The following is a 25,036-nucleotide window of genomic DNA, read 5'->3' on the forward strand; positions in this document are numbered from 1 at the left end:
GGATGCGGAGCTGCAGGACCACTGTCGTCCGGTTCTTGACGGCGACCTTGGCGTTTTAGCAGGTCGCGGCCGGGTGCCGTGTCAAGAACCGGCTGAGAGTCGGTCCGTGACCCCGCCCGACCTCACCGCAGGGCCAGCTCGAGCCAGTCCGCGACCCTCGGCGTCGGCACCGCGAGCCGGTCCGGGTCGACGGGGGCCAGCAGCCGCAGCCAGGAGGCCGCCCGGTGCACGGCGCCGAGCCGGTCGGCCGCCGCCAGCACCTCGGGGAGGTTGCCGGTGCCCGGCCGCCCGCCGGTCCCCGGCCGCCCGCCGGTGCCGGCCAAGCCGGTCCCCGGCCGCCCGCCGAGGTCGACCCCGGGCCACCGTTCGAGATAGGCGTCCACGATCCGGCGGGTGAGCGGGGTGTCCGGCCACGTGTCGGTGAGGGGCACCCGGGCGGCCAGCCGGACGGTCGTGTGCAGCACGGCCCACGGGTGGGACCGGACGGCATCGCCCAGGTCGAACACCCGGGCCGGGCCGCCGGGCGTCGACGGGCCGACGGCGTTGCGCGGGTGGGCGTCGTTGGGCTGGAGGGTCGCTGGCAGACCCGTGCCGGCCAGGATCTCCATGCGCTTCCCGAAGCGTCGCAGCCCGTCGTGGCCGCGCGGACCTTTGCCGACGAGCGACCGGGCGCGGGCCGGGTCCAGGTGCTGGCGGTCCGCGGCGGGCAGCCGGGTGAGCCGGTCCACCGTCCCCTCGACCCACCCGGCCGCCTCCTCCGCGGGCAGCGCCGGGACCATGTCGAGCCGGTCTTGGTGCGCGGCGCACGCCCGCTGCAGGTCCGCCACGTCGCCGACGAGGTCCACCCAGTCCGTGGGCCGGGACCCGTCCAGGGTGGGGCCGCCGTCCGGCAGCAGCCACCACCCGCGGTCCTCGTCGACCGCCCACGGGGCCAGGACCCGGTCGGGCACGACCTGTCCCAGCGTCCGGAGCAGCCGGCCCTCGAACGCCTGCCCCGGGTTGCCGACCTTGAACCACGCGCACCCCCGGGCGAGAGGCACCGCGAACACGGCCGACCAGAACCGGATCTTCTCCGGCACCAACGGGCCGGACCGCACGAGGCCACGCCGCCCGAGCACCTCGTCGGCCCACGCCGCGGCCTCCTGCTGGAACGCCGTCCCGGCCCAGCGCGCCACCAGGTCCTCCATCGGGGCAGGGTACGCACACCTCGCCCTCTCCACCCCTGGACGGAGACGGTGCCTGCTTCCCGGGCCCACGTCATACCCCGGTCTGACACCAGGCTCCCCGGGTCGGGCCTACGGACCGACGCGCACCGCGCCCCCGGGTCCATAGCGTCAGCAGCATGACGACCACCACGACCGGGACGAGCCCGGACCACACCCGAGACGTCGCCCGTGCGGCACTGGCCGCCAGCACCCTGGACCTGACCAAGACCTACGGCAGCGGCGAGACGGCGGTGCACGCCCTCGACGGGGTGTCCGTGGGGATCGAGGCGCAGCGGTTCACCGCGATCATGGGGCCCAGCGGCTCGGGCAAGTCCACCCTGATGCACCTGCTCGCCGGCCTGGACACGCCTACCTCGGGCCGCGTCTTCCTCGGGGACACCGAGCTGACGTCGCTCTCGGACAAGCGCCTGACCACGCTGCGGCGGCGGGCGGTCGGGTTCGTCTTCCAGGCGTTCAACCTGCTGCCCACGCTCACCGCCCGGCAGAACATCCGCCTCCCGCTGGACCTCGCCGGCCGTCGTCCGGACGCCGGCTGGGAGCGGCGGATCGTCGACGGTCTCGGGCTCGGCGACCGGCTGGACCACCGTCCCGGGGAGCTGTCCGGCGGGCAGCAGCAGCGGGTCGCGCTGGCCCGGGCGCTGGTGACCCGGCCGGAGGTCATCTTCGCCGACGAGCCGACGGGCGCCCTGGACTCGACCACCGGCGCCGAGGTGCTCGCCCTGCTGCGGCGGGCGGTCGACGAATGGGGCCAGACCGTGGTCATGGTCACCCACGACGCCAACGCCGCCGCCGTCGCCGACCGCGTGGTGCTGCTCGCGGACGGACAGGTGGCCGGCGAGCTCGTCGACCCGGCCGTCGACGCCGTCCTGGCCGCCGTGCGCGACCTCGGGCGGGCGTGATGGGCACCTGGCGGACCGCCGGCCTGGCCTCCCGCGGACGGCGCCTGCTCTCCGCGGCCGTCGCGATCGTCATCGGCGTCGCCTTCCTCGCCGCGAGCCTGGCCCTGCTCACCACGGCCCAGCGCGGCATGGAGGACGCGGTCGCCGCCGGGGTGCGGGACGCCGACCTCGTCCTCACCGTCGAGGGGGAGGGCATCTCCACCGAGGGGTATGACGACGCCGCCGCCCTCGACGACGTCGCCTCCGTGCGGGGCGAGACCGTCGTCATGGGTGAACGCACCCCCCAGGAGTGGGTGGCCGGTGCGCCGGTCCCGGTCGCCGGGGTGACCCTGCTCGAGGGCCGGATGCCGGCCGCGGCCGGCGAGGTCGTGGTGAACGCCGACCTGGCCGAGGACGTCCCGGTCGGGGAGACGCTGGAGCTGGCCGGCGAGGCGCTGGAGGACGCGGGAGCCCCGGACGTCACCACCGTCGAGGTCGTGGGTGTCGCGGACTTCGGCGACACCGACCCGATGCTGTCGTTCGGGCCAGCGTTCGCGGCCGACGACGCGACGCTGCGGCAGGTCGAACCGGAGCTGACCTACGGGTCCGTCATGGTCGATCTGGTCGACGGCGCCGACGACCCGGCGGCCCGGGAGGCGCTGCTGGCCGCGGTGCCCGGCGCCGACCTGCAGACCGGCGCCGAGGCGGCGGCCGACCGGGTCGCCAGGCTCACCGGCGGCACCAACGTCGTCGGGGCGATCCTGCTCGGCTTCGGCGCCGTCGCGCTGCTCACGGCCGCCATCGTCATCGCCAACACGTTCACGATCACCCTGGCCCAGCGCACCTCCGAGCTGGCCCTGCTGCGGGCCGTGGGCGCCACGAAGCGGCAGGTCCGCTCGCTGGTCGTCCTCGAGGCCGTGGTCCTGGGGCTGGTCTCCTCCGCCGTCGGGGTGGGCGTGGGCCTGCTCGCCGGGACGGGGCTGCTGTCCCTGGGGCGCCGGTTCGACCTGGGCATCCCGCTGCCGGAGGGGCTGGCCCTGACCCCCGTGGTCCTGGGCGTCCCCCTCCTGGTGGGGCTGCTGGTCACCGTGCTCGCCAGCCTCTGGCCGGCGGCCCGGGCCACCCGGGTCTCCCCGCTCGCGGCCCTGCGGCCCGCCGGGCCCTCCGGGGACCGGCACCGGGTCGGCCGGGTCCGGATAGCGCTGGCCGTGCTGCTGGTCGGCGCGGGGGTCGCGGCGATGGTCCACGCGGCGACCTCGCGGGACATGGTCGTCGGGGTCCTCGGAGGCGTGGTCTCCTTCGTCGGCGTGCTCGTGGCCGCGGTGGTCCTCGTGCCGGCGGCGGTGCGTCTGCTCGGGCTGGGAGCCCGGGTCGCCGGGGTGCCGGGCCGGCTGGCCGTCGACAACGCGGTCCGCAACCCCGGCCGGGCGGCCGCGACCAGCGCCGCGCTCGTCGTCGGCGTCACCCTCATCACGATGACGTCGGTCGGGGCCGCGACGGGCCAGCGCACCGCGATGGGCGAGATCGACGAGTCCTACTCGGTCGACCTCGTGCTGTCGGCGGGCGCCGAGTACCTCGACGACGGCACCGACCGCCTCGACGCGCTCCCCGTGCCGGCGGACAGGGCCGACCGTGTCCGGGCCGTCGAGGGGGTGTCGACCGCCCGGGTGGCGGACACGGCATACCTGACCCTGGGCGAGGAGATGGGGGGTGGCACCGCCGCGGTGGGCATCGACCCGGCCCGTGACGGGGACCTCGTGCGCGGCGGCGAGCAGCTGGCCTCACTGGTGCCCGGCACGGTCGGGATGTCCGGCGCGATGCTGGTCATGTACGCGCTGGAGCCCGGCGACCTCGTCGAGGTCGCCGGGCCCGGGGGAAGCGCCGAGCTGGAGGTGGTGCCGTTCGCCCTCGGCTACGACCTGGCGGTCAACGTCGCCGACCTGGCCACGCTCGGCGGGGACGCGGTCGCCCCCGGCGCGGTGCTGGTCCGGCTGGCCGAGGACGTGGACGTGGCCGACGCCATGGGCGCGGTCGCCGACGTGGCCGACGAGAGCAGCCTGCAGGTGTCCGGGTCGGCCGCCGAGCGGGCCGTCGTCACCCAGGTGCTCGACGTGCTCGTGCTCGTCACCACCGCCCTGCTGGGCGTGGCCGTGCTCATCGCGGTCGTCGGCATCGCCAACACGCTGTCGCTGTCGGTGCTGGAGCGGCACCGGGAGCACGCCCTGCTGCGCGGCCTGGGGCTGACGCGCGGCCAGATGCGGTCGATGCTGCTCGTCGAGGGGGTGCTGCTGGCCCTGGTCAGTGCCCTCGTCGGCCTCGGGCTGGGGCTCGGGTATGCCGCGCTCGGCGTCCAGACGATCCTGCCGGAGGGCGTGCCCGTCCAGCTGGCGGTGCCGTGGGGCCGCGTCGGGATCATCGTCGGGGTCGCGCTGCTGGCCGGTGTGCTGGCCAGCGTGCTGCCGGCCCGGCGGGCGGTCCGGGTCAGCCCGGCGGAGGGGTTGGCCACGGCATAGCCCCGGACAGGACCACAGGACCAGGACCACCAGCAGGACCACCGACCCCGGTCCGCGACCGTCAGGACGGCGGACCGGGGCCGGTCAGGGCGTGGCGGGGACGGGACACCCCGCCGGCCCGGCGACCCGCACGGGACACGCGGGAACGCCCCGCCGCCCGGTCACCTCGTCGAGGTGGCCGGGCGGTCTGGTGTGGTCGGGCCCGAGCAGTCGATCCGGGCCAGTCCCCCCTCGGTCCCACCGGTGCCGTCGCTGCGCAGGTGGGGCCGGGGCACGAGGTGCCCGTGCAGGTCGCCCAGGTGGACCAGGGTCAGGCCGGTCATCTCGCCTCCGTCAGATCGGGGACCCTGCCAGCCGTTGCCGCAGGCCGCTCGCCCGGACGACCCGCCGGTCCACCGCCGCCCGGACGACCTCCTCCGGGGCCACCACCCGGACGGTCTCCTCGGCGCGGGTCACGGCGGTGTAGAACAGCTCCCGGGTCAGCAGCGGCGAGTCGGCCTGGGGCAGCAGGACGGTGATCTCCCGGGCCTGGCTGCCCTGGGCCTTGTGGATGGTCATCGCGTGCATCGTCTCCACGTCGCCGAGCCGACTGGGGGCGAACCGCGTGGACCCGGTGGCGCCCTCGACGACCGCCATCCGCACGGGGGTGCCTTCGGACGTGCGCGAGGCGACGACGACCCCGGTGTCGCCGTTGAGCACGCCGGTGGCGTAGTCGTTGGCGGTGACGAGCAGGGGTCGGCCGACGTACATCTGGTCGTAGAACGTCAGCCCGGTCTCCTCGGTGAGCCAGGTCTCGGTCAGCTGGTTCCAGGTGCGCACGCCGTGGGGTCCGGTGCGGTGAGCGCAGAGCAGCCGGTGGTCGCCGAGGGCGGTGAGCGCGCCCTCGGCGTCCCCGTCCCGCGCGGCCGTGAGCACCCGGTAGGCCTGCTGGGTGAGCAGGGGCCGCAGGGTGGTCACCGGGTCCTCGCCGGGCACCCACTGGACCTCGTCGCTCCCCGCCGACAGGGCGGCGACGACGGCGTCGGCGTCCCCGACCCGCAGCGCCTCGGCCAGGGCGCCGATCGTCTCCCCGAAGCGGTGCACCGTGCGCAGCCGGGCCAGGGCGACCGGGGGGTCGGCGGCGACCTCGGCCCCGGCGACCAGGTCGGCCAGGACGGCGCCGGCGTCGACGGACACCAGCTGGTCGGCGTCCCCGACGAGGATGAGCCGGGCCTGCGGGCGCAAGGCCTCGAGCAGCCGGGCCATGTGGGTCAGGGACACCATCGAGGCCTCGTCGACGAGGACCACGTCGTGGGGGAGCCGGTTGCCCCGGTGGTGCCGGAAGCGGGAGCGGCTGCCCGGGCGCCAGCCCAGCAGCCGGTGCAGCGTGCTTGGCTCGACCTCCCGGAGCCGCTCGACGACCGTCCGGGTGTCGTCGGGGGTGCGGCGAAGGATCTCGTCCAGCGCCCCGTTGACCGCGACCCGGACGCGGGCGGCGGCCTTGCCGGTGGGTGCGGCCAGCCCGATCCGCAGCGGCCGTTCGCCGGCCGCGTGGGCCTGCTCGGCCAGCAGGGCGAGCACCCCGGCGACGGTGGTGGTCTTGCCGGTGCCGGGGCCGCCGGTGATCACGCTCGTCCGGGAACGGGCGACCACCTCGGCGGCGGCGCGCTGCTCGGCATACCCCTCGCCGGGGAAGATCCGGGTGAGCCCGGCGGCGAGCACCTGCTCGTCGACCGCCGGGGCCGGCAGCGCCGCCCGGGCCCGCAGGTCCTCGACGACCTGGACCTCCTGGTGGTGGTAGCGCTGCAGGTAGACCAGTCCCTGGTCGACCACGAGGGCGCCGGAGCGGGCCAGCTCGCTGGCGGCCACCGCCTCGGTCCAGGCGTCGGGGGAGGGCCAGGGCAGGCCGGGCAGGGTCTCGGCGCCGGTGGTGGCGAGGTCGGCGAGGTCGACCGCGACCGACCCGGACCGCACGGCCCGCGTGGCGACCGCGGCGGCGAGGACGGCGTCCTCGTCGTGCTCGCCGCAGACCCGGGCCAGGGTCCGGGCGAGGTGCACGTCGGCGGCGGTGAGGACCCCCGCCCGGTTGAGCTCGCCGAGGGCGCCGGGGGTGTCGACTGCCAGCCGGCGGTCGTGCTCGACCGGCTCGAACACCTCGAGGATCGTCATGCCGCCCCCTCGGTGGTGCGTCCGTCGAGCAGGTCGGACACCCCGGTGACCAGCGCCACCGGCGGCCGCCAGGAGAAGACCCCGCACGGGTGGCCGTCCACGGCCGGGGTGTCCGGGCCGCACATGCCCCGGACGTAGAGGTAGAGGACCCCGCCCAGGTGCCGCTCGGGCCGGTAGCCCGGCAGCCGCCAGCGCAGGAAGCGGTGCGCGACGACGGCGTAGAGCAGCGCCTGCAGCGGGTAGGAGGAGTGGCCCATCGCCTCGGCGAGCTTCTCCGGCCGGTAGTCGGCGGCGGTCAGCGGCTCCTCAGGACGGCCCAGCCAGTTGGTCTTGTAGTCGACGACCAGGTAGCGCCCGCCCGTGCGCAGCACGACGTCCACCGAGCCGGTGAGGTAGCCACGCAGCGGCTGCTCGGCCAGCTCGGGGGAGGAGTCGAGCACGTCGGCCCAGCCGCGGACGGGGTCGCCGGCCGGCAGGTGCGACCGCAGGAGGGGCACGAGGTCGCCGAGCCGTGCACCGGTGGCCGACCCGGGAGGCCCGCCCCGCGTCGGGCCCTCCGCCACGTCCCCCACCGGTTCGCGGCGCAGGTCGCCCCCGCCCAGCGGGAGCTCGAAGTCGAGCTCGCACAGCCGGTCCGCCCGCCCGATCTGCCGCAGGGTCACGCCCTGGGCCAGGGGGCCGAGGGGCGTGTCGCAGACGTCGACCAGGGCGTCGGCCAGCTCCTCGGGGTCGAGCTCGACCGGCCACTGCACCAGCTGCTCCCGGACGTGCTCGAGCAGCTCGGCGCGCAGGTCGGGCGCCTGCGGGTCGGCGTGCTCGAGCACCCCGTGGACGAGGGAGCCGAAGGTCGCCCCCACGGGCAGGTCGGCCATGGGGGAGGCCACGTCCTGCCCCGGCAGGACGACCTCCAGCCCCGGCAGCGAGGGCGTCTGCTCCACGACGGGGTCGACGGTGTCCGGCTCGTCCTCCCGCGGCGAGAGCTCGGGCTCGCTGCCGACGCCGCCGGTCAGCTCGTGCCCCTGGGCGTCGCGCGGGGTGGACAGGGCCGTGTATGACGTGCGCCGCCAGTCCGTGTCGATCCGCCGGGTCCAGGTCGCCAGGCGGGGCGGGGGCGGCTCGTCCGTCGCCACCGTCGGGACGTGCTCGGCGTGGTCGGCCCGTTCCAGGGCGAACGCACCCAGGGCGGCCCACTCCTGCAGCCGCGCGGTGGCGAAGTCCTCCGCCGGAACCGGGACGGTGTCCGGCACCGGCCCCTCGCCGGGACCCCGGCCGAAGAGGACCCGGTGGAGCGGGGAGGGGGAGGTGTTGCGGCCGCTGGGCGACCACCAGGTCACGACCTGGGACTGGGCCCGGGTGAGGGCGACGTAGAGCAGCCGCAGCGACTCACCGGCCTCCTCGGCCTTGTGGCGGGCGACCGAGTCCTTCCACTGCGGCCCGGTGTCGCCGCCCACGTCGATCCACCGGGTCCGTTCCGGCGGGTCCTCGTGGCACAACGGGATCGACGGCGTGTCCGGCACGTTGCGGTCGACGAGCGCCGGCAGGTAGACGACGGGGAACTGCAGGCCCTTGCTGCCGTGGACGGTGAGCAGCTGGACGGCGGCGGCGTCGCTGTCGAGCCGGCGGGTGCGGGCGTTGGTGGACGTCGGGGCGTCCTCGGCCATCTGGGCACGCAGCCACTCCAGCAGGGCGACCAGGCCCAGCTGTCCCTCCCGGCCGGCCTCGTGCAGCAGCTCGGCCACGTGCTCGACGTCGGTGAGGGTCCGTTCGCCGCCGGGCCGGGCGAGCACCCGCGCGGTCAGCCCCTCGGCCACGAGCCGCTCCAGGACGGCGGCGATCCCCTGCCGGGCGTGGACGGCGGCCAGGTCGCGGCAGGTCTGGGCGAGCAGGTCGTCGAGCTCCTCGCCCCCCTCGTCGACGGCGACCGGGTCGTGCCCGAGCAGGTCGGTCAGGGCCGCGGCCCGGGTCAGCACCGACCGGTGCGGGGCGACCATCGCCTCCAGCAGGGTGAGCCACTCGTGGGCGGCCCGGGTCTGCAGGACGGACATGCCGCCGGCGCTGACCGCGTGGATCCCCAGGTCCCGCAACGCGTCCTGGGCCCGGACGAGGTCGCTGCCCTTGTGCGCGAGCACGGCCACGTCGCTGGCCCGCACGGGGCGCCCGTCGAAGGTCGCGTCCGACCCGAGCAGAGCGGCCACGTCACGGGCGAGGTCGGGGAAGACGTGCTCGCGGAACGGGCCGATGCGGTCGCTGCCGCCGAGGTGCTCCTCCAGCAGCACCTGCCGCAGCCGCACCGGGGCGTCGCTGGGGGCCCCGTCCAGGCGCCTGACGTCGATGGCCGCCTCGATCGGGTGGACGACGATCTGCGGGTCGCCCAGCTGGGCGCCCTCGAGCAGCGTGCCCAGGGCGCGCACCACGCCGGCGTCGGAGCGGTAGTTGCGGGGGAGGGTCCGGCGCTCGCCCGCGGCCTCGGCGGCCGTGAGGTAGGTGGCGATGTCGCCGCCCCGGAAGCCGTAGATCGCCTGCTTCGGGTCGCCGATGAGCACCATCGCCCGGCAGTGGCCGGTGAAGGCCCGGTCGAGCACCTGCCACTGCACCGGGTCGGTGTCCTGGAACTCGTCGACGAGCACGACCTGCCAGCGCGCCCGCATCCGGTCCCGGGCCAGGGAGTCCGGGTCCTCGAGCGCGTCCGCCAGCTGGGTGAGCAGGTCGTTGTAGTGCATGACCTGCAGGCGGCGCTTGCGCACGTCGAACTCGGTGCGCACCGCCCGGGCGAAGCCCGCCCGACGGGCCGGCACCGACCGCGGCTCGGCGGTCTCCGGCCGCAGACCGGCGTGGATGTCGTCCACGGCCGTCCGCGCGATCTGGAGGGCCGCGGACCGGTTGAAGAGAACCTTGCGGTCGTTGCGGAACCCGCGCAGGTAGATGTCGTCGACGACGTCGACGAGCAGGTCGTCGAGGTCCTCGACGAGCGTGGCCGAGGCGTCGGTGGTGCCGGCCACGCCCAGGCTGCGCAGCACCTCCTGGCAGAACTGGTGGACGGTGGCGATCGTGGCCGCGTCGAAGTCGGTCAGCGCCGCCCGGACCCGCCGGTGCATGACCCGCACGGTCTCCTCGTCGGCGGCCAGGAGGTGGGCGACGAGGGCGTCGCCCGGAGGGCAGGACCGTTCGCGCAGGCAGCGCTCGACGAGCACGAGCTGCTCGCGGACCCGGGCCCGCAGCTCCTGGCTCGCGGCCCGGCTGAAGGTGACCACGAGCAGGTCGCGCAGGTCGGCCTCGCCCTCGGCCACGAACCGGGCCACGAGGGCGGCGATCGTCCACGTCTTGCCGGTCCCGGCGCTGGCCTCCAGCAGCACGGTGCCCTGCGGCAGCGGGTCGGTGATGTCGAAGTGCTCCACCGGCTCAGCCCTTCCCCATCGTCTCGTGGTCCAGGGCCGGGCCCCACAGCCGCAGCGACAGCTGGCCCAGCCGGTGCGGGACCTCCGGGACCCAGCGTTCGTCGTCGAGGGGGGTGCCGACGACGGCGGCCAGGGGCAGCACGTCGCCGAGGACGTGCTGCCAGGAGGTGTCGTGCTGCTCCTGGCGGATGCCCCAGCCGCCCTGGCGGGTCTCCCAGCCGCGCTGCGAGGCCCGTTCGTCGGCGGCCTTGACGCTGCGGTTCTTCAGGTACTGCTCGGCCCAGGCGCGGCTGGTCTCCACCGGCAGCGGGACCACCGCGTCCAGGCCGCGGTCGCGCAGGTCGACGAGCCGGGCGAGGAGCTCGACGGCCTGCTCCCGGGGGACCGGGCCGTGGCTGACGTGCCCCACCGACTTGACCCTGCCGAAGCTGTAGCGGCCCAGGTGGTGGCCCCGGGCCTGCTCCTGACCGGCGGCGGCCAGGACGAGCGCGGAGATCCAGGAGTGCAGCCGGTGCTTGGCCTTGACCGAGGAGAAGCTGACCGACAGGGCCGACCCGCCGACCAGCCCGCCCAGGGTGCCCACCAGGCGCCGGTCGCCGGGCAGCGGCAGGGCGATGTCGACGTCGAGGCTCTCCCGCTGCAGCGCCTGGCCCCAGCCGCCCTGACCGACGGCCCGCCAGGTCGCCTGGCACAGCTCCTGCACCTGGCTGGTGAGGTCCTCCATCGTGCGGTGGCCGAGCGCGTCGGGCGGCAGCTCGCCGCGCCAGAGCTCGGCCTCGCAGGTCGCGCCGGGGTCGCGGCCGGCCAGGACCGCGGTGAGCATCCGCTCCCCGATGGCCCACCGCTGCAGGCCGTCGAGCTCGACGGGGATGCCCTCGCCCCGCTGCTCGGGGACCTCCGGCACGTAGAGCCCGATCCGGGAGCGCAGGAAGGCCTTGGCCGGGTTGTCGAAGAAGCGCACGAGGTCGTCGAGCAGCACGTCCTCGCGGGGGGAGGGGGCGAAGGCGCGACGGGCCAGCGGGACGCGTGCGGCGGGCTCGTCCTGCAGGGCCCGGGCACCGGCGAGGGCCGCGGGGTCGTAGCTGAACGGCTCGTCACCGGGCAGCAGCGGGGTGGTGTCAGGTGCCGTCCCGGCCAGGTTGCGCAGGTCGAAGGGCTGAAGCGGGTGCTCGGTGACGACGCGGTCGACGCCCTCGCCGGTGGCGGTCGCCCGGAGCGCGTCGACCAGCTCGCCCAGGGGGACGGCCGGCGGGCGCCGCTGCCCGGTGTGCTCGTCGAAACCGGTGTAGGTCACCACCAGCGTCTCCCCGGCCGACATCAGCGCGTCGAGGAGCAGCTGGCGGTCCTCGCTGCGGGGGTCGCGCTCCCCGGTGACGGGACGGCGGGCGAGGACGTCGTCGCCGTCGGAGGTCGTGGACCGGGGGAAGTGGCCGTCGTCCATGCCGACGAGGGCGACCACCCGGTGGGGCACCGAGCGCATCGGCACCATCGTGCAGACGGTGAGCGTGCCCGTGCGGAAGTTGGACCGGGTGGCCCGGCCCGCCGTCTGCTCGGCCAGCAGGGTGTGCACGTCCGCCAGCGAGAGGGAGACCCCGTGCTCGCCCGCGACCCGGCCGGCCGCCTCGGCGGTGCGGTGCAGCTCGCGCTCGAGCTGGGCCACCTGCCAGACGTCCCGGAAGGGCACGTCGGCGAGGTCGAGGACCCCCTCCTCCACGACGCGCAGCCACTGCTCGGCCGTGTCGGCGGTGCGCAGCGCCCGCAGCGTGCGGCCCAGCCGGGAGACCAGCTCGGCGAGCCGGCCGGCGAGGTCGAGGTCGCCGCTGTCCAGGTCGTCCAGCCCGAGGGTGCGGCCGACGTGGTCGACGTCCTCGCCGTCGACCGCCGCCCCCACGAGGATGCGGTCGAGGCCGGCCCGCCAGGTGTTCTGGACGACGTTGGTCAGCTGGTAGTCGGCCCGGTGCTCCCCGTCCAGGCCCCACCGCACGGTGGTCGCCCCGACCCAGTCGCCGATGCGCTCCAGGGCGTCGTCGTCGAGGCCGAACCGGTGGCGCACCGCCGCGCTGCGGGCCAGGTCGAGCACCTCCCCGGCGGTGACCCGTCCGCCGGCCAGCTCCACGAGCTGCAGGGCCAGCCGTAGCAGGGGGTTGAGGTGCACCGGGGCCCGGTCGGCCAGGCGGACCCGCAGCCCGTGGGCGGGGTGCGTGCGGGCCGACCCGTCCCGGACCACCTCGCCCAGGCCGAAGCCGGCGTGGACCAGGGGGGCGTAGGCGTCGATGTCGGGGACCATCACGAGGACGTCCCGCGGCTCCAGGGTCGGGTCGCGCTGGAGGAGGTCGGCGAGCACGTCGCGGAGCACCTCCACCTGGCGCGACTGCCCGTGGCACGCGTGGACCTGCACGCTGCGGTCGGTGGCCGGGACCTGCCGGGCCTCCCGCGTCGCCCCGTCCGGGGGGCTGTCGGCCCGGATGTCGTGCTGGAGCATCGCGAGCAGGGTGGCCGGGCCGTCGGGGGCAGCGGCGCCACCACGGTCGTCGGGGGAGCTGTTCTGCCCGCCGCCGGGGGTGGACCCCACCAGCTCGTCGCGCCCGCCGACGAGGGCCAGCGTGCGCTGGAGCTCGCGGGCGTCCCGGCCCAGGCTGGCCAGCAGCGGGTGCTGGACGAGCTCGCCGGAGCGGTCGTCCTCGCGGGGCACCGGCCCGACGGCCACGACGGGGGCCAGCTCCGCCCAGGCGACGGGCGAGGCCTGGGGCAGCCACAGGTGGACGTCCCGGTGCTCGGCGAGGGCACCGAGCACCTCGACCTCGCTGCGGGAGATGCGGGTGTGGCCGAACAGCGACAGCCGCCCCGGCAGCTCCAGGTCGGTGAGGCGGCCCTCCCGCAGCGCCGCGACGACCCGGGCGTGCCGCTCGTCGGGCGCCTCGGCCCCCACCACCTCCAGCACCCGGCGCCACAGCGGCGGCTGCCAGGCGAGGTCGTCGGCGACCCGGCCGCCCAGGCCGTCCCCGTCCCCGCCGGCCCGCCAGTCGGTCAGCACCGCCGGCCGCTGGGCGGCGTAGTCGGCGAACAGCCCCGCGAGCCGGCGCGCGACGGCATACCTCCGGCCCTGGCGCAGCTCGCGCTCGGTGCCGGTCTCGGCATACCCCAGGTGGTCGGCGAGCGTGCCCGCCCACGGCTCGCCGAGGCTCTCGTCGACCGCCCGCAGCACCGCCCACGCCAGCTGGCCGGGGCGCCACGGGTCGTCGCGCCCGACGTCGAGCACCATCGTCACGAGCGAGTGCGGGGTCAGGAAACGCACCCCGGCGCACACGCCGTCGTGCCCCGACGGGCCCGCCCCCAGCCGGTGCGAGAGCCGCTGCGCCAGCCACCGCTCCACCCCGCGCGCGGGCACGGCGACGACCTCCTCGGCGAACGGGTCCTCGAGCGGACTCCCCAGGAGCTCGGCCAGACCGTCGGCCAGCACCCCCGTCCCGGCCGCCCGGTGCACGATCAACGTCACGTCCGCGACCCTACCCAGCGGGCCCGACAGACCCGGCCCGGCCTCAGCGCACCCGGACGACCTCGCCGCCGGTCACCCGCAGGAGCTCCTCGAAGGTCAGCGGGACGATCGAGTCCGGCGTCCCGCCCGCGGCCCAGACCTCCTCGAAGGCCCGCAGGTCCTCGTCCACCAGCGTCCGCAGCGGGGCGGGGTGCCCGGCCGGCGCCACGCCGCCGATGACCTGGCCGGTCGCGGCGCGCACCTACTCGGCGGAGGCCTTCGTCACCGTCCCCGCGCCGACGGCCGCGGCGATGACGTCGGTGTCCACCCGGGCGGCCCCGCTGGCCATGACGAGCAGGGGCTCGCCGTCGGCCATGAAGACCAGGCTGTTGGCGATCGCGCCGACCGGGCAGCCGAGCTGCTCGGCCGCCAGCGTCGCGGTCCGGGCGTGCTCGTCGAGCAGGCGGATCTGGGCGTCCACCCCGGCGGCGTGGAAGGCGTCCTGGACGATCTGGTTGCGGGGGCGCATAGCAACGAGTGTGCCCGGTCGGGCGGAGGACGGCGTGTGGGGCTCACCGACGGTCGCGTCCGGCCGTCGGGGAGCCCGCGCCCTCAAGTGACGCGGGCCGAGTGCTGGTGGGCGGAGGCGCGGCTCGGCGATTCTCGCCGAGCGGGGGCCATCAACTCCGACCAAGCCTTCGAACGGCTCGACGCTAGAGCCCGCACCACCCGGCCACGGGTGGAGGACGTCGCCGACGAGGTCGTCCGCCAGGTCGAGGATTCGGGTTGGGGGGGGGAGGGGCGAGCCTCCGGGTGGGCAGTGCCCCGGTCGGGGCTGGGCAACGTCGGTGACGTGCCGTAGCGTCCTGCCTGCGACCGGCGCGCGACGAGGCGTGCCGCATGGTCGGAGCAGGAGGGAATGGGATGTTCGTACGCACGAGGTCCGTGCTGGCCGTGGTGGCCGCGCTGGTGCTGGGAGGTGGGGGGCTGCCGGTGGTGGCCGCACCGGTGCAGGAGCGTCCTGCGCGCACGATCGAGGAGGCGCTCGCCACCGACCTGGGCCTGACGATGAGCGAGTTCGCGCAGGCGGGTGCGAGCGCGGAGCAGGCCGCCGCGACGCTGGGGTTGGACCAGGGAGCAGTCCCCGACGACGCCCCGACAGTCGGGCGGCTGACGTCCCGGGGGGTCGAGGTGCTTGACGTCGACGAGAAGACGGCCGACACCTTCGCCGACCTCGAGCAGCTGCGGGAGCGCTATCTCGCCGAGGTGGGGCCGGACGGGCTCACAGGGCTCGCCTACACGCTGGATGGCTACGAGGTCCTCGTCATCGATCCCGGGGTCGCCCGGGAGCGGGGCCGCACCGAGGGCTCCGCACCCCTGCTCTCCCCGGCCGACTGGGCCGCGGCCCACCCGGGTGTCACCGCGGTCGGCACGACCGGACCGACGGCGGGCGCCAGCCTCCACGGCGGCGCGCCGATCTCGTTCGGCTCGGTGGCCTGCACGCACGGCTTCAACGGATGGGACGGCGGTGCCCAGGTGGGGATCTCCGCAGGGCACTGCGCCTATGCCGGCGGCGCCGCCGTCTACGCCGGCTCGACCCGGATGGGCACCGTCTCGTGGTGGCAGTTCGGCGCGCCCGGCTCGGCATGGGAGTCCTACGGGACCGACCTGACGACCTACAGCCAGGGGTCGGCCTTCACCTACCCACCCTCGGTCGCCACCGGGTCGGGCAGCGTGACGATCACCGGTCGCGCCCCGGCCGTCCTCGGGCTTCCGGTCTGCAAGATGGGCCGCCAGACCGGGTGGACGTGCAGCACCGTCAACAAGGTGGGCTGGCAGTGGATCGGTGACGGCTCCGGTGACATCAACCGCCCCAAGCGCTGGGTGTGGTCCTTGTTCGCCGACCTGCGCGTGATCCCTGGCGACTCCGGCGGGCCCTGGATCTCGGGCCACAAGGCGGTGGGGGTGACCTCCTCCTACGACTGGTACTCCGATGGTCGCCCCTACTCCACCGCCGCCCTCTTGACATCCTTCGACGAGTACCGACCGGGGGCACAGGTCAAGGTCTGGCTGGGCACCCCCTCTGCCTCGGGCGTCGAGAAGACAACCGCGTCGAGCGGGCGGGCGCGTTGGGTCGAGGGCGAGAGGGTCAGCGGCACCCTCAGCCAGCCTTCTGGCGACGCGATCTCACCCGGCACGGTCGTTGACGTCTTCGTGGACGGCAGTCGGGTCACCTCGGCGTCCGTCAGCGGGCCCGGTACCTTCAGCTTCACCTACCCCGGCTCGGACAGCACCACCCACACGGTGGTGCTCACCCCGCGTCAAGGAGACTCGCGCGGCACCTCGCTGACGGTCTCCGACGAGTCGGCCGGCACGTACCCCTACATCGACTTCTCTGCGCCATACCAGATCGGGAGGGGCTGGCCGGCCGACCGCACGATCTCGGCGGGTGACTGGGACGGTAACGGGTTCAGCGACCTGATGCTGGTTGCCTCCGACGGCCGCCTGCTGCTCTACCCCGCCACGGCGCGGGAACGGTTCGCCTCCCCCCGCCAGATCGGCAAGGGCTGGCTGGTGGCCGAGAGTGTGCAGGGCGGGGTCGACTGGGACCGCGACGGTGCGCTGGATCTGGTCGCCCGGTTCACCGACGGTCGGCTGATGCTCTACCGGGGCAACGGCACGGGCGGGTTCGCATCGGCGCGGCAGATCGGCAAGGGCTGGCTGCAGATGCGGACGTGGACGCCGGTGCAGCAGTCCGTGAACGGGTATCCAGCGGTGGTCGCAACCGACGCGGCCGGCACCATGCATGTCTACCCGACCAACGGCACCGGTGACTTCCGGGCCCGCACGACGTTGGGCGGCGGTTGGGCGCCTATGGAGCAGGTCGTGGGGGCCGGTGACTGGGACAAGAACGGCCGCTCCGACCTGCTCGTCGTCGACGACGAGGCCCGGCTGCGACTGTACGCCGCGTCGGCCAGCGGGACGTCGTTCCCCATGTCGCTGATCGGTAAGGGCTGGTCGGTGTTCCCGAGGATCTTCGCCACCCAGCACGATGCCCGCGCCCAGACGATCTGGGCGGTGCGCACCGACGGCGCCCTGTATGCCTACCCCGCCACCTACGGCGGTCCCAACAACGCGTTCACGCCCTGGCCGCCCACGACCGCCCCGTGAGACGACCCAATGCGGGGGCGGGTGAGAGGCGAGAGCGAGGTCACGCGCCAACCGGGTGGGGAGGTGACGACGAGTCCCGCCCCTCGATTGGCCGCGGCCGCCGGATCGGTCAGCGGCCGGGAGTCTGTGAACGTGAGGCACTCTCCTCCGCGCTCCGGCGCGCGGCGATCTCCTTCCACACCGGCGCGTTGGTGATGCCGACGTCCTCGGGGTCGAACACCGGGTCGAGGCCGGCCGAGCGCTGCCGGTCGTAGTCGCGCACGACCGCGGTCGCCTGCCTGCTCAGCAGCACGAGCGCGACGAGGTTGATCCACGTGTAGAGGCCCAGGCCGACGTCGGCCAGGTTCCACGCGAAGGTCGCGGAACGCAGCGATCCGAGGAAGATCGAGCCAGCCAGCAGCACCCAGGCGACGTTGACGACGAGCCGCTCGCGCCGGCTGCTGCGCAGCAGGTAGGCGATGTTGGTGTCGGCGTAGAACGCGAACGACAGCAGGGTGGTGAAGGCGAAGAAGAACATCGCGACCGCGATGAACGCCGACCCGAGGCCGGGGAAGGAGGCGTCGATCGCGGCCTGGGTGGACTCCGGTCCCTGGACCAGGCCGGGCACGTTCTCGGCGACCATCTGCCCGTCCGGCCCCTCGACGTTGTAGGAGCCGGTGACCAGGATCATCAGCCCGGTGACCGTGCAGATGAGCAGCGTGTCGACGTAGGCCGAGAACCCCTGCGCCAGACCCTGCTTCACCGGGTGCGAGACCTCGGCGGCCGCTGCGGCCTGGGCGCCGGACCCGGTGCCGACCTCGGAGGAGTAGATCGCCCGCTTGACGCCCCACATGATCGCCGCGCCGAGGATCCCGCCGAACGCCGCGTCCGAGCCGAAGGCGCTGCGGAAGATCAGCCCGAACATCTCCGGGACCGCGTCGGCGTTGAGCACGAGCAGGGCGATCCCGAGGAGGATGTAGGCGGCCGCCATGATCGGCACCACGAGCCCGACGACCCGCCCGATCCGGTGCATGCCGCCGAAGACCACGAGGCTGAAGAGCGCGGTGACCACGACCCCGGTGACCCACGGCGGGACCGAGAAGGCCGACTCCACCGAGACCGCGATGTTGTAGGACTGGATCGAGGGTCCGGTGATGGTCAGCGCGAAGACCGCGGCGACGGCATACAGCACCGCCAGCCACCTCCAGCCCAGGCCCTTCTCGATGTAGAAGGCGGGCCCGCCGCGGTACTCCCCGCCGACCTCCTCCTTGTAGACCTGCGCCAGCGAGCTCTCCGCGATCGCCACCGCCGCGCCGACGAACGCGGTGACCCACATCCAGAAGAGGGCACCCGGCCCGCCGAAGTGGATGGCGGTCGCGACGCCGGCGATGTTGCCGACGCCGACCCGTCCGCCGAGCGCCATCGCGAACGACTGGAAGGACGACAGACCCTGGGTCGAGTCGTCCCCGCCGACGAGGTAGCGGACCATGTCGGGCAGCCGCCGCACCTGCGGCACGACCATGCGGACGGTGAACCAGACGCCCGCCGCGAGGACGAGGACGACCATGGGGGTGCTCCAGAGGAGCTCGTTGACCCTGGCGATGGTGGAGTCGAGCATGGCGCAGACCTTTCCCGGAGGGTGGGGGAAGACTATGCGCGCGGCGGGTCGGGTGCCCACCGGAGGAGCAGGGGGTATGCCGTCGCGCCCGGCTCAGTAGGCCGCGTCCCACCGGGCGGGGCCCGGCTCAGTAGGTCGTGCGGTCGGGGTTCTCGGCCCAGCGACGCATGACCTGGACCGCCTCGGGCAGGTCGTGCTGCCGGGCCGGCAAGCGGCGCCGGTCGGGCGGGAGGGCCAGCTCGTCGTAGATGAAGGAGTCGTCGAAGCCGACCTCGGCCGCGTGCTCGCGGGTGGCGGCGTGGTGGATCTGCGCCGGCCGGGCCCAGTAGAGCGCCCCGAGGCACATGGGGCACGGCTCGCAGGAGGCGTAGACGTGCGCGCCGACCAGCTGGAAGCTGCCCAGCTCGGCGCAGGCGCGACGGACGGCGACGATCTCGGCGTGGGCCGTCGGGTCGTCGGTCGCCACGACCTGGTTCCAGCCCTCGCCGACCACCCGTCCGTCGAGGACGACGACCGCGCCGAACGGCCCGCCGTCGCCGCGGGAGGACCCCTCCCTGGCCAGCTCGACGGCGCGGAGGAGGTGACGCCGGTGGTCCTCGCCGGTCGGCGGACGCGTGTCCGGGTCTCCCGAGGCTCCTGCGGCCGGATCGGGCTCGTTCACAGGTCGGCCAGCAGGGTGCCCGGCCGCTCGACGCAGTCGGCGACGTAGCGCAGGAAACCGCCGGCGGTCCCGCCGTCGCAGACCCGGTGGTCGAACGTGAACGACAGCTGGGTGACCTGACGCAGCCTGACCCGTCCCTTGTGCGCCCACGGCTTCTCGACGATCCGGCCGACGCCGAGCATGCCGGCCTCGGGGTGGTTGATGATCGGGGTCGAGCCGTCCACGCCGTAGACGCCGTAGTTGTTGAGGGTGAAGGTCCCGCCGCTCATCTGGGTCGGCGACAGCTTCCCTTCGCGGGCCAGCGTGGTCAGCTCGCGGAGCGCGGATGCTAGCTCGGCGGTGCTCATGGTGTCGGCGTCGTGCACGACGGGGACGACCAGGCCGCGCGGCGACTGGGCGGCGAAGCCCAGGTTCACGGCCCCGTGCTGCACGATCTCCCCGGCCTCGACGTCCACGGAGGCGTTGAGCTCGGGGTGCCGCGCCAGCCCGGCGACGACGATGCGCGCCAGCAGGGGGAGCACGCCGATGCGGGCGTCGGGCCTGGCCTCGCGCAGGCTGTCCTTGAGCTTCATCAGGCGGGTGGCGTCGACGTCGACCCAGGTCGTGGCGTCCGGGATCTCCCGGCGCGAGGTGGTCAGCCGGTCGACCATGATCCGGTGCACGCCCTGGATCGGGACGCGCTGGTCCGCGCGCTCGGCCCCCCCATCGGCGGGGACCGTCTCCGCCGCGGCCGTGCCTGCTGCGGTCGTGCCCGCTGCTGCGGTGCCTGCTGCGGGTGTCTCCACCGTGGCCGCCGAACGGGCCTCCCGGGCGGCCTCGAGGTCGGCGCGGCGGACCACGCCGGTGGGGCCGGGCTGCACGGTGCGCACGTCGATGCCCCACTCGGTGGCCAGCCGGCGGACCAGCGGCGAGATGACGCGGACGGCCCGCCGGCCGTCGGACGAGGTGTCCGGCGCGGACGACGTGGTAGCGGAGGCGGGTGCCGTGTCGGGTGTAGTCGCGGAGGCGGCATCGTCGGCAGATGCTCCCCGGCCGGCCCGGCGGCGGCCGCCCCGTCGGCGCCGGGCGGGTGCGTCGCCCGCGCCGTAGCCGATCAGCGGCCGCTCCGGCTGATCCTCCGGGTCATCGCCGTCGGCGGGCACGGTCGCACCGGCGCGCTCCTCGGAGCGGTACTGCTCCCCGGCGTGGTCCTGAGTCGCAGGAGCGGGCCCGGCCGGCGCAGGCTCCTCCGCCGCAGGGACCGGCTCGGCCGCGGCCGACACGTCGCCCACGGTGATCAGGGGCTCGCCGACGGCCAGGACCGTGCCCGGCCCGGCGTGCAGCTCGGCCACCGTGCCGGCGTAGGGGCAGGGCACGTCCACCGACGCCTTGGCCGTCTCGACCGTGACGACCTCCTCGTCGATGGAGACCTCGTCGCCGACCGCGACGTGCCACTCGACGACCTCGGCCTCGGTCAGGCCTTCTCCCAGGTCGGGCAGCCGGAAGACGAACCCGCTCACGCAGACACCTCCCCTGCCGGCACGGCATACGTCAGGTCCGGCTCGTCGTCCCACTGCAGGCGCGCGACGGTGTCGAGGATGCGGTCCACGCCGGGCAGGTGCGAGTGCTCCAGGATCGGCGGCGGGTAGGGGATGTCGAGACCGCTGACCCGCAGCACCGGTGCGGCGAGGGAGTGGAAGCAGCGCTCCTGGATGCGGGCGGCGATCTCGGCGCCCATCCCGGCGAAGCCCTGCGCCTCGGCGAGCACGACCGCGCGTCCGGTCTTGCGCACCGAGGCCATGACGGTCTCGTCGTCGAAGGGCACGAGCGAGCGCAGGTCGACGACCTCGAGGTCCCAGTCCTCCTCGGCCGCGGCGACCTCGGCGGCGCGCAGGGCGTTGGGCACCTGCGGGCCGTAGGTGACGACCGTGACGTCGGAGCCCTCGCGGCGCACCGCGGCCCGGCCGACCGGCTCCGTGGTGGCGGGCAATTCGACCTCGGCCTTGGACCAGTAGAGCGACTTGGGCTCCATGAAGACGACCGGGTCGTCGGAGGCGATCGACTCGCGCAGCAGGCTGTAGGCGTCGGCGGGGGTCGACGGGGTGACGACGTGCAGGCCGGGTGTGTGGACGTAGTAGCCCTCGGAGGAGTCGCAGTGGTGCTCGACCCCGCCGATGCCCCCGGCGTAGGGGACCCGGATGACGATCGGCATGGTCAGCCGCCCGCGGGTGCGGTTGCGCATCTTGGCGATGTGCGAGACGACCTGCTCGAACGCCGGGTAGCCGAACGCGTCGAACTGCATCTCGATGACCGGCCGGAAGCCCTGCATGGCCAGGCCGACCGCGAAGCCGGCGATCCCGGCCTCGGCCAGCGGGGTGTCGATGCAGCGGTCCTCGCCGAAGTCCCTGGTCAGGCCGTCGGTGATGCGGAAGACGCCACCGAGCTGGCCGACGTCCTCGCCGAGCACCAGGACGTTCTCGTCCTCGGTCAGCGCGTCCCGCAGGGCCGTGTTGAGGGCCTGGGCGTATGTGGTGGGTCGGCTCATCGGGCCACCTCCTCGGTCTCGGGCCGGCTGGCCTCGCGCTCGGCCGCGACCATCTCCGCCTGCTCGCGCAGCTGGGGCGTGGGACGGGCGTAGACGTGGGCGAACAGGTCGGCGGGGTCGACCTGCGGGTCGGCGTTCATCCGGTGGCGCAGGGCCGCGGCGAACTCCTCGGCCTCCTGCCGGACCTCCTCGACACGGGCGTCGTCGATGGCACCCTGGGCGACGAGGTAGGCCTGCAGCCGCACGAGCGGGTCCTGCCCGGTCCACTCGTCGACCTCGTCGGGGGTGCGGTAGCGGGTGGCGTCGTCGGCGTTGGTGTGCGCCTCCATCCGGTAGGTGTGCGCCTCGACGAGGAAGGGGCCCTTGCCGGAGCGGGCGTGCTCGTAGGCCTTCCGGGTCACGGCCAGCACGGCGGCCGGGTCGTTCCCGTCCACCTGCTCGGCGCGCACGCCATACCCGATGCCCTTGTAGGCCAGCGCGGGTGCCTTGGTCTGCTTGGAGAGCGGGACCGAGATGGCGTACTTGTTGTTCTGGACGAGGTAGACCACCGGGGCGTTGAAGACGCCGGCGAAGTTGAGCCCCTCGTGGAAGTCGCCCTCGGAGGTGGCGCCGTCGCCGATGAAGCACAGGGCGACCGCGTCGGATCCCCTGCGGCGCAGGCCGTCCGCGGCTCCGGCGGCGTGCACGGCCTGGGTGGCCAGAGGGGTGCACTGGGGGGCGGTGCGGGTGGCCTTCGGGTCGTAGCCGCAGTGCCAGTCGCCGCGCAGGAGGGTGAGCACCTCGACCGGGTCGATCCCGCGGGTGACCAGGGCCATCGAGTCGCGGTAGGTGGGGAAGAACCAGTCGTCCTCCTGCAGCGCCAGCACCGGGGCGACCTGGCAGGCGTCCTGCCCGCGGGAGGAGGGGTAGACCGCCAGACGCCCCTGCTTGGTCAGCGCGGTGGCCTGGGCGTCGAAGCGGCGGCCGACCACCATCGCGCGCCAGACCTTCACCAGGTCCTCCACGGGGGGTATGACGTAGCCCCGGTCGGTCATCTCCTGCGTGGGTTCGGCCTCGGTCCCGTCGGGCGACAGGAAGCGGACCGGCTCGCGGCACGGGAGCAGGTCGTCGATCTCGCTCATCGTTGAGTCCTCACGGGTGGTGTCGGCAAGACGATCGTGACGTCTATCGTCGCGCACGGCCATAGAGGGATCGACATCCTGGGGACGAGTCGAGACGTCTGGCACAGTGTGTGGATGACCGACGACAGATCGTCCAGTGTGACTCACGCCACGTCCGGGTCGGGGAGACGCGTGGCTGCCGGTGCGGCGCCCGTGGACGACACGGACCGGGCGATCGTGGCCGCGCTGCGGGTCGACGGGCGGATGTCGGTGCGAGCCCTGGCGGAGCAGGTGCACATCTCGCGGGCCAACGCCTACGCCCGGCTGGAGCGTCTGCAGCGGGACGGGGTGATCACCGGGTTCACGGTGCGGGTCGACCCGGTCCGGCTGGGGCTGATGACGTCGGCCTACGTCTCCGTGTCGATCGAGCAGGGGTCGTGGCGCGAGGTGCTGGCGGTGCTGGAGCAGCTGCCGGGCGTGGAGAAGGTGGCGCTCGTCGGGGCGGAGTTCGACATGCTCGTGGAGGTGCGGGCGCACGACAACCACGAGCTGCGGGACGTCGTCCTCGAGCAGATCCAGGCGGTCCCGGGGGTGCGGGCGACGAGGACGTGGCTGGTGTTCGACGAGTGGAGCACGTGAGGCACGAGCGGTGGCGGGGACGGGCCGTGGCTTCTACGGTCGAGGTGTCGGGCCGGCCCGACCGGCCCGGGAGAGGACGGAGGACCATGGCGGTCTGCGAGGTCTGCGGCAACGACTACGACAAGAGCTTCGAGGTGATCGCTGCCGGGCAGCGGCACGTGTTTGACAGCTTCGAGTGCGCGGTGCACAAGATGGCGCCGGTGTGCGAGCACTGCGGGTGCAAGGTCATCGGGCACGGGACCGAGGTGGACGGGCGGTTCTACTGCTGCGCCCACTGCGCGAAGGACTCCGAGGGGGACGTGCCGGTCGACGACCGGGTCGGCTGACTCCGCGGTCTTCCCTGCCGACGGTCAGTCCTTGCGGGTGCGGCCGTCGATCGACTCGCGGAGCAGGTCCGCATGGCCGTTGTGCTGTGCGTACTCCTCGATCATGTGCACCAGGATCCAACGGAGCTTCGCCGGGACGCCCAGGTAGGTGGGGCGGACCGCCAGGGTCTCCAGGCCCTCGGGCGTGGCGAGGAGGTCGTCGGTGATCCTTCGGGATTGGGCGACGGAGGCGTCATACAGCTCGAGCAGCTGGCGCGGGGTGTCCTGGGCGGCGGAGTGCCACTCCCAGTCGGCGTCGGCGGACCAGTCGACGGCGTCGAAGGGCTCGATGAGCGGCCCGCCGAGGAGGTCCTCGGAGAAGAAGCTCGACTCCACGTAGGCGAGGTGCTTGAGCAGCCCGGCCAGCGTCATCGTCGACGGAGGCAGGCGCTGGTTGAGCTGGGTGTAGTCGAGGTCCTCGCACGTGCGCCGCAGGGCGGCCCGGTGGCGGTCGAGGGTGTCGAGCAGGACCTCGGCCTCGTCGCCCTGGACCGGTTCCGGTCGGGCCTCGTCGTCCGGGATCGGCTCTGGTGCGGTCTCGTCGGGAGCCATCCATCCACCGTCGCACGGGCACGCGGGTCGGTAAAGGGGCGGTGGTCTACGTCAGGTCCTCCCAGACGAACGGGGTGACGGTGCCGGTCTCCCAGTCGCGGCGCAGGATGCCGTAGGCGACGGACGCCACCGGCTCGCCGTCCTCGACGGGCCAGCCCTCCCGGTAGTGCGCCTCCTTGAGGAACCCGCAGCGCAGGAACGTCCGACGCATCGCGACGTTGTCCTCCCGGGTCTGCCCCTCGAAGCGGTTGACCTCCGGCATCGTCCGGAAGACGTGGTCGGTGGCTGCCCTGACGGTCTCTACGGCCAGCCCGCGTCCTCGGAAGTCCTGGGCGAGGCGGAGGTCGAAAAGGGGTGCATCGTCGGAGAGGTCCTCCAGGCGCAGGAACCCGATCCGTCCCAGATCGTCGTGCTCGACCCAGAAGGAGTCGTTGTCCTCGTCCCGGTAGGCGCCTGCTTCGATCCATGCCTCCACCTGCGCCCGAGTGGGTCGTGGGACGACGTGGAAGGGGAACTCGTTGCCAGTCATGAAGGCAATCAGGTCGTCGCGGTCGGCTCCGGTGGGGTCGAGGCGACGGAGGGAGATGCTCACCGGGGGAGGCTACCTGCGCCGATGCGACGATCCGTTCGGGAAGCGTCGGCGGGAGGGGCCGCTCCGTTGGGTTGAGGAGGACCGAGGTGGTCAGAAGGGCGGCGGTCCGTAGGTGGGTTTGTCCCAGGGGGTGTCGTCGTGGCCGTCGTTGTCGTGGGGGGTGGTGGGGTGGTCGGGCTGGGTGGGGATGTTCAGCTTGG

17 protein-coding genes and 1 pseudogene are annotated in these 25,036 nt (G+C 74.3%); 5 read left to right on the forward strand and 13 right to left on the reverse strand.

Annotated elements, in window-relative coordinates:
• Nucleotides 1-122: 122 nt before the first annotated feature.
• On the reverse strand, nucleotides 123-1,187 hold the full coding sequence (locus FJR00_RS06965) for a hypothetical protein (RefSeq protein WP_141338056.1): 1,065 nt from the start codon (nucleotides 1,185-1,187) through the stop codon (nucleotides 123-125).
• Nucleotides 1,188-1,342: 155 nt separating this feature from the next.
• Here FJR00_RS06965 and FJR00_RS06970 point away from each other — a divergent pair, with 155 nt between their 5' ends.
• Both FJR00_RS06970 and FJR00_RS06975 read left to right on the forward strand, forming a co-directional pair.
• The gene (locus FJR00_RS06970) at nucleotides 1,343-2,125 is read left to right on the forward strand and encodes an ABC transporter ATP-binding protein (protein WP_141338057.1); all 783 of its coding nucleotides are present in this window, start codon (nucleotides 1,343-1,345) and stop codon (nucleotides 2,123-2,125) included.
• Nucleotides 2,125-4,617, forward strand: a complete 2,493-nt coding sequence (locus tag FJR00_RS06975; RefSeq protein WP_141338058.1) for an FtsX-like permease family protein — start codon at nucleotides 2,125-2,127, stop codon at nucleotides 4,615-4,617. The genes FJR00_RS06970 and FJR00_RS06975 overlap by 1 nt, the downstream gene beginning before the upstream one ends.
• Nucleotides 4,618-4,778: 161 nt before the next feature.
• Here the strand turns inward: FJR00_RS06975 and FJR00_RS15710 are convergent, their stop codons facing one another.
• The 5 genes and pseudogenes from FJR00_RS15710 to FJR00_RS06995 all read right to left on the reverse strand — a co-directional run bounded on the left by FJR00_RS15710 (nucleotide 4,779) and on the right by FJR00_RS06995 (nucleotide 14,164).
• On the reverse strand, nucleotides 4,779-4,940 hold the full coding sequence (locus FJR00_RS15710; RefSeq protein ID WP_181409533.1) for a hypothetical protein: 162 nt from the start codon (nucleotides 4,938-4,940) through the stop codon (nucleotides 4,779-4,781).
• Between the two features lie 10 nt (nucleotides 4,941-4,950).
• Nucleotides 4,951-6,765 (reverse strand): exodeoxyribonuclease V subunit alpha, encoded by a 1,815-nt coding sequence (recD, locus tag FJR00_RS06980; RefSeq protein ID WP_141338059.1) that lies wholly within the window; start codon nucleotides 6,763-6,765, stop codon nucleotides 4,951-4,953.
• Nucleotides 6,762-10,160, reverse strand: coding sequence for a UvrD-helicase domain-containing protein (locus tag FJR00_RS06985; RefSeq protein ID WP_141338060.1), 3,399 nt, complete (start codon nucleotides 10,158-10,160; stop codon nucleotides 6,762-6,764). The genes recD and FJR00_RS06985 overlap by 4 nt, the downstream gene beginning before the upstream one ends.
• Before the next feature lie 4 nt (nucleotides 10,161-10,164).
• Nucleotides 10,165-13,656 (reverse strand): exodeoxyribonuclease V subunit gamma, encoded by a 3,492-nt coding sequence (recC, locus tag FJR00_RS06990; protein WP_141338061.1) that lies wholly within the window; start codon nucleotides 13,654-13,656, stop codon nucleotides 10,165-10,167.
• A 43-nt stretch (nucleotides 13,657-13,699) separates the two neighbouring features.
• Nucleotides 13,700-14,164 (reverse strand): annotated as a pseudogene (locus tag FJR00_RS06995) (YbaK/EbsC family protein).
• Nucleotides 14,165-14,559: 395 nt separating this feature from the next.
• Here FJR00_RS06995 and FJR00_RS07000 point away from each other — a divergent pair.
• The gene (locus FJR00_RS07000) at nucleotides 14,560-16,806 is read left to right on the forward strand and encodes a VCBS repeat-containing protein (protein ID WP_141338062.1); all 2,247 of its coding nucleotides are present in this window, start codon (nucleotides 14,560-14,562) and stop codon (nucleotides 16,804-16,806) included.
• Between the two features lie 109 nt (nucleotides 16,807-16,915).
• Here the strand turns inward: FJR00_RS07000 and FJR00_RS07005 are convergent, their stop codons facing one another.
• The 5 genes from FJR00_RS07005 to pdhA form a co-directional block, all read right to left on the reverse strand.
• The gene (locus FJR00_RS07005; RefSeq protein ID WP_141338063.1) at nucleotides 16,916-18,403 is read right to left on the reverse strand and encodes an alanine/glycine:cation symporter family protein; all 1,488 of its coding nucleotides are present in this window, start codon (nucleotides 18,401-18,403) and stop codon (nucleotides 16,916-16,918) included.
• Between the two features lie 127 nt (nucleotides 18,404-18,530).
• The gene (locus FJR00_RS07010; RefSeq protein WP_141338064.1) at nucleotides 18,531-19,064 is read right to left on the reverse strand and encodes a nucleoside deaminase; all 534 of its coding nucleotides are present in this window, start codon (nucleotides 19,062-19,064) and stop codon (nucleotides 18,531-18,533) included.
• A complete protein-coding gene (locus FJR00_RS07015) occupies nucleotides 19,061-20,563 on the reverse strand; it encodes a dihydrolipoamide acetyltransferase family protein (protein ID WP_141338065.1) in 1,503 nt (500 codons plus the stop codon). Before FJR00_RS07015 ends, FJR00_RS07010 begins: the two co-directional genes overlap by 4 nt.
• Nucleotides 20,560-21,588, reverse strand: coding sequence for an alpha-ketoacid dehydrogenase subunit beta (locus tag FJR00_RS07020; protein ID WP_141338066.1), 1,029 nt, complete (start codon nucleotides 21,586-21,588; stop codon nucleotides 20,560-20,562). Before FJR00_RS07020 ends, FJR00_RS07015 begins: the two co-directional genes overlap by 4 nt.
• Nucleotides 21,585-22,709, reverse strand: coding sequence for a pyruvate dehydrogenase (acetyl-transferring) E1 component subunit alpha (gene pdhA, locus FJR00_RS07025; RefSeq protein WP_141338067.1), 1,125 nt, complete (start codon nucleotides 22,707-22,709; stop codon nucleotides 21,585-21,587). The genes FJR00_RS07020 and pdhA overlap by 4 nt, the downstream gene beginning before the upstream one ends.
• A gap of 192 nt (nucleotides 22,710-22,901) precedes the next feature.
• Here pdhA and FJR00_RS07030 point away from each other — a divergent pair, with 192 nt between their 5' ends.
• Nucleotides 22,902-23,327 carry an Lrp/AsnC family transcriptional regulator gene (locus FJR00_RS07030; RefSeq protein ID WP_272949576.1) on the forward strand — a complete coding sequence of 142 codons (426 nt, stop codon included), beginning with the start codon at nucleotides 22,902-22,904 and terminating at the stop codon, nucleotides 23,325-23,327.
• Between the two features lie 86 nt (nucleotides 23,328-23,413).
• Complete coding sequence (locus FJR00_RS07035; protein WP_075957013.1) at nucleotides 23,414-23,653, forward strand: hypothetical protein; 240 nt, start codon at nucleotides 23,414-23,416, stop codon at nucleotides 23,651-23,653.
• 24 nt (nucleotides 23,654-23,677) lie between these two features.
• Here FJR00_RS07035 and FJR00_RS07040 read toward each other — a convergent pair whose 3' ends face one another.
• Together FJR00_RS07040 and FJR00_RS07045 are read right to left on the reverse strand one after the other, a co-directional pair.
• Nucleotides 23,678-24,244 (reverse strand): DinB family protein, encoded by a 567-nt coding sequence (locus FJR00_RS07040; RefSeq protein WP_141338069.1) that lies wholly within the window; start codon nucleotides 24,242-24,244, stop codon nucleotides 23,678-23,680.
• 46 nt (nucleotides 24,245-24,290) lie between these two features.
• Nucleotides 24,291-24,836, reverse strand: a complete 546-nt coding sequence (locus FJR00_RS07045) for a GNAT family N-acetyltransferase (protein ID WP_141338070.1) — start codon at nucleotides 24,834-24,836, stop codon at nucleotides 24,291-24,293.
• Nucleotides 24,837-25,036: the final 200 nt, after the last annotated feature.

Origin of the sequence: Ornithinimicrobium kibberense (assembly GCF_006519705.1) — a bacterium.
GTDB classification, from domain to species: Bacteria; Actinomycetota; Actinomycetes; order Actinomycetales; family Dermatophilaceae; genus Ornithinicoccus; species Ornithinicoccus kibberensis.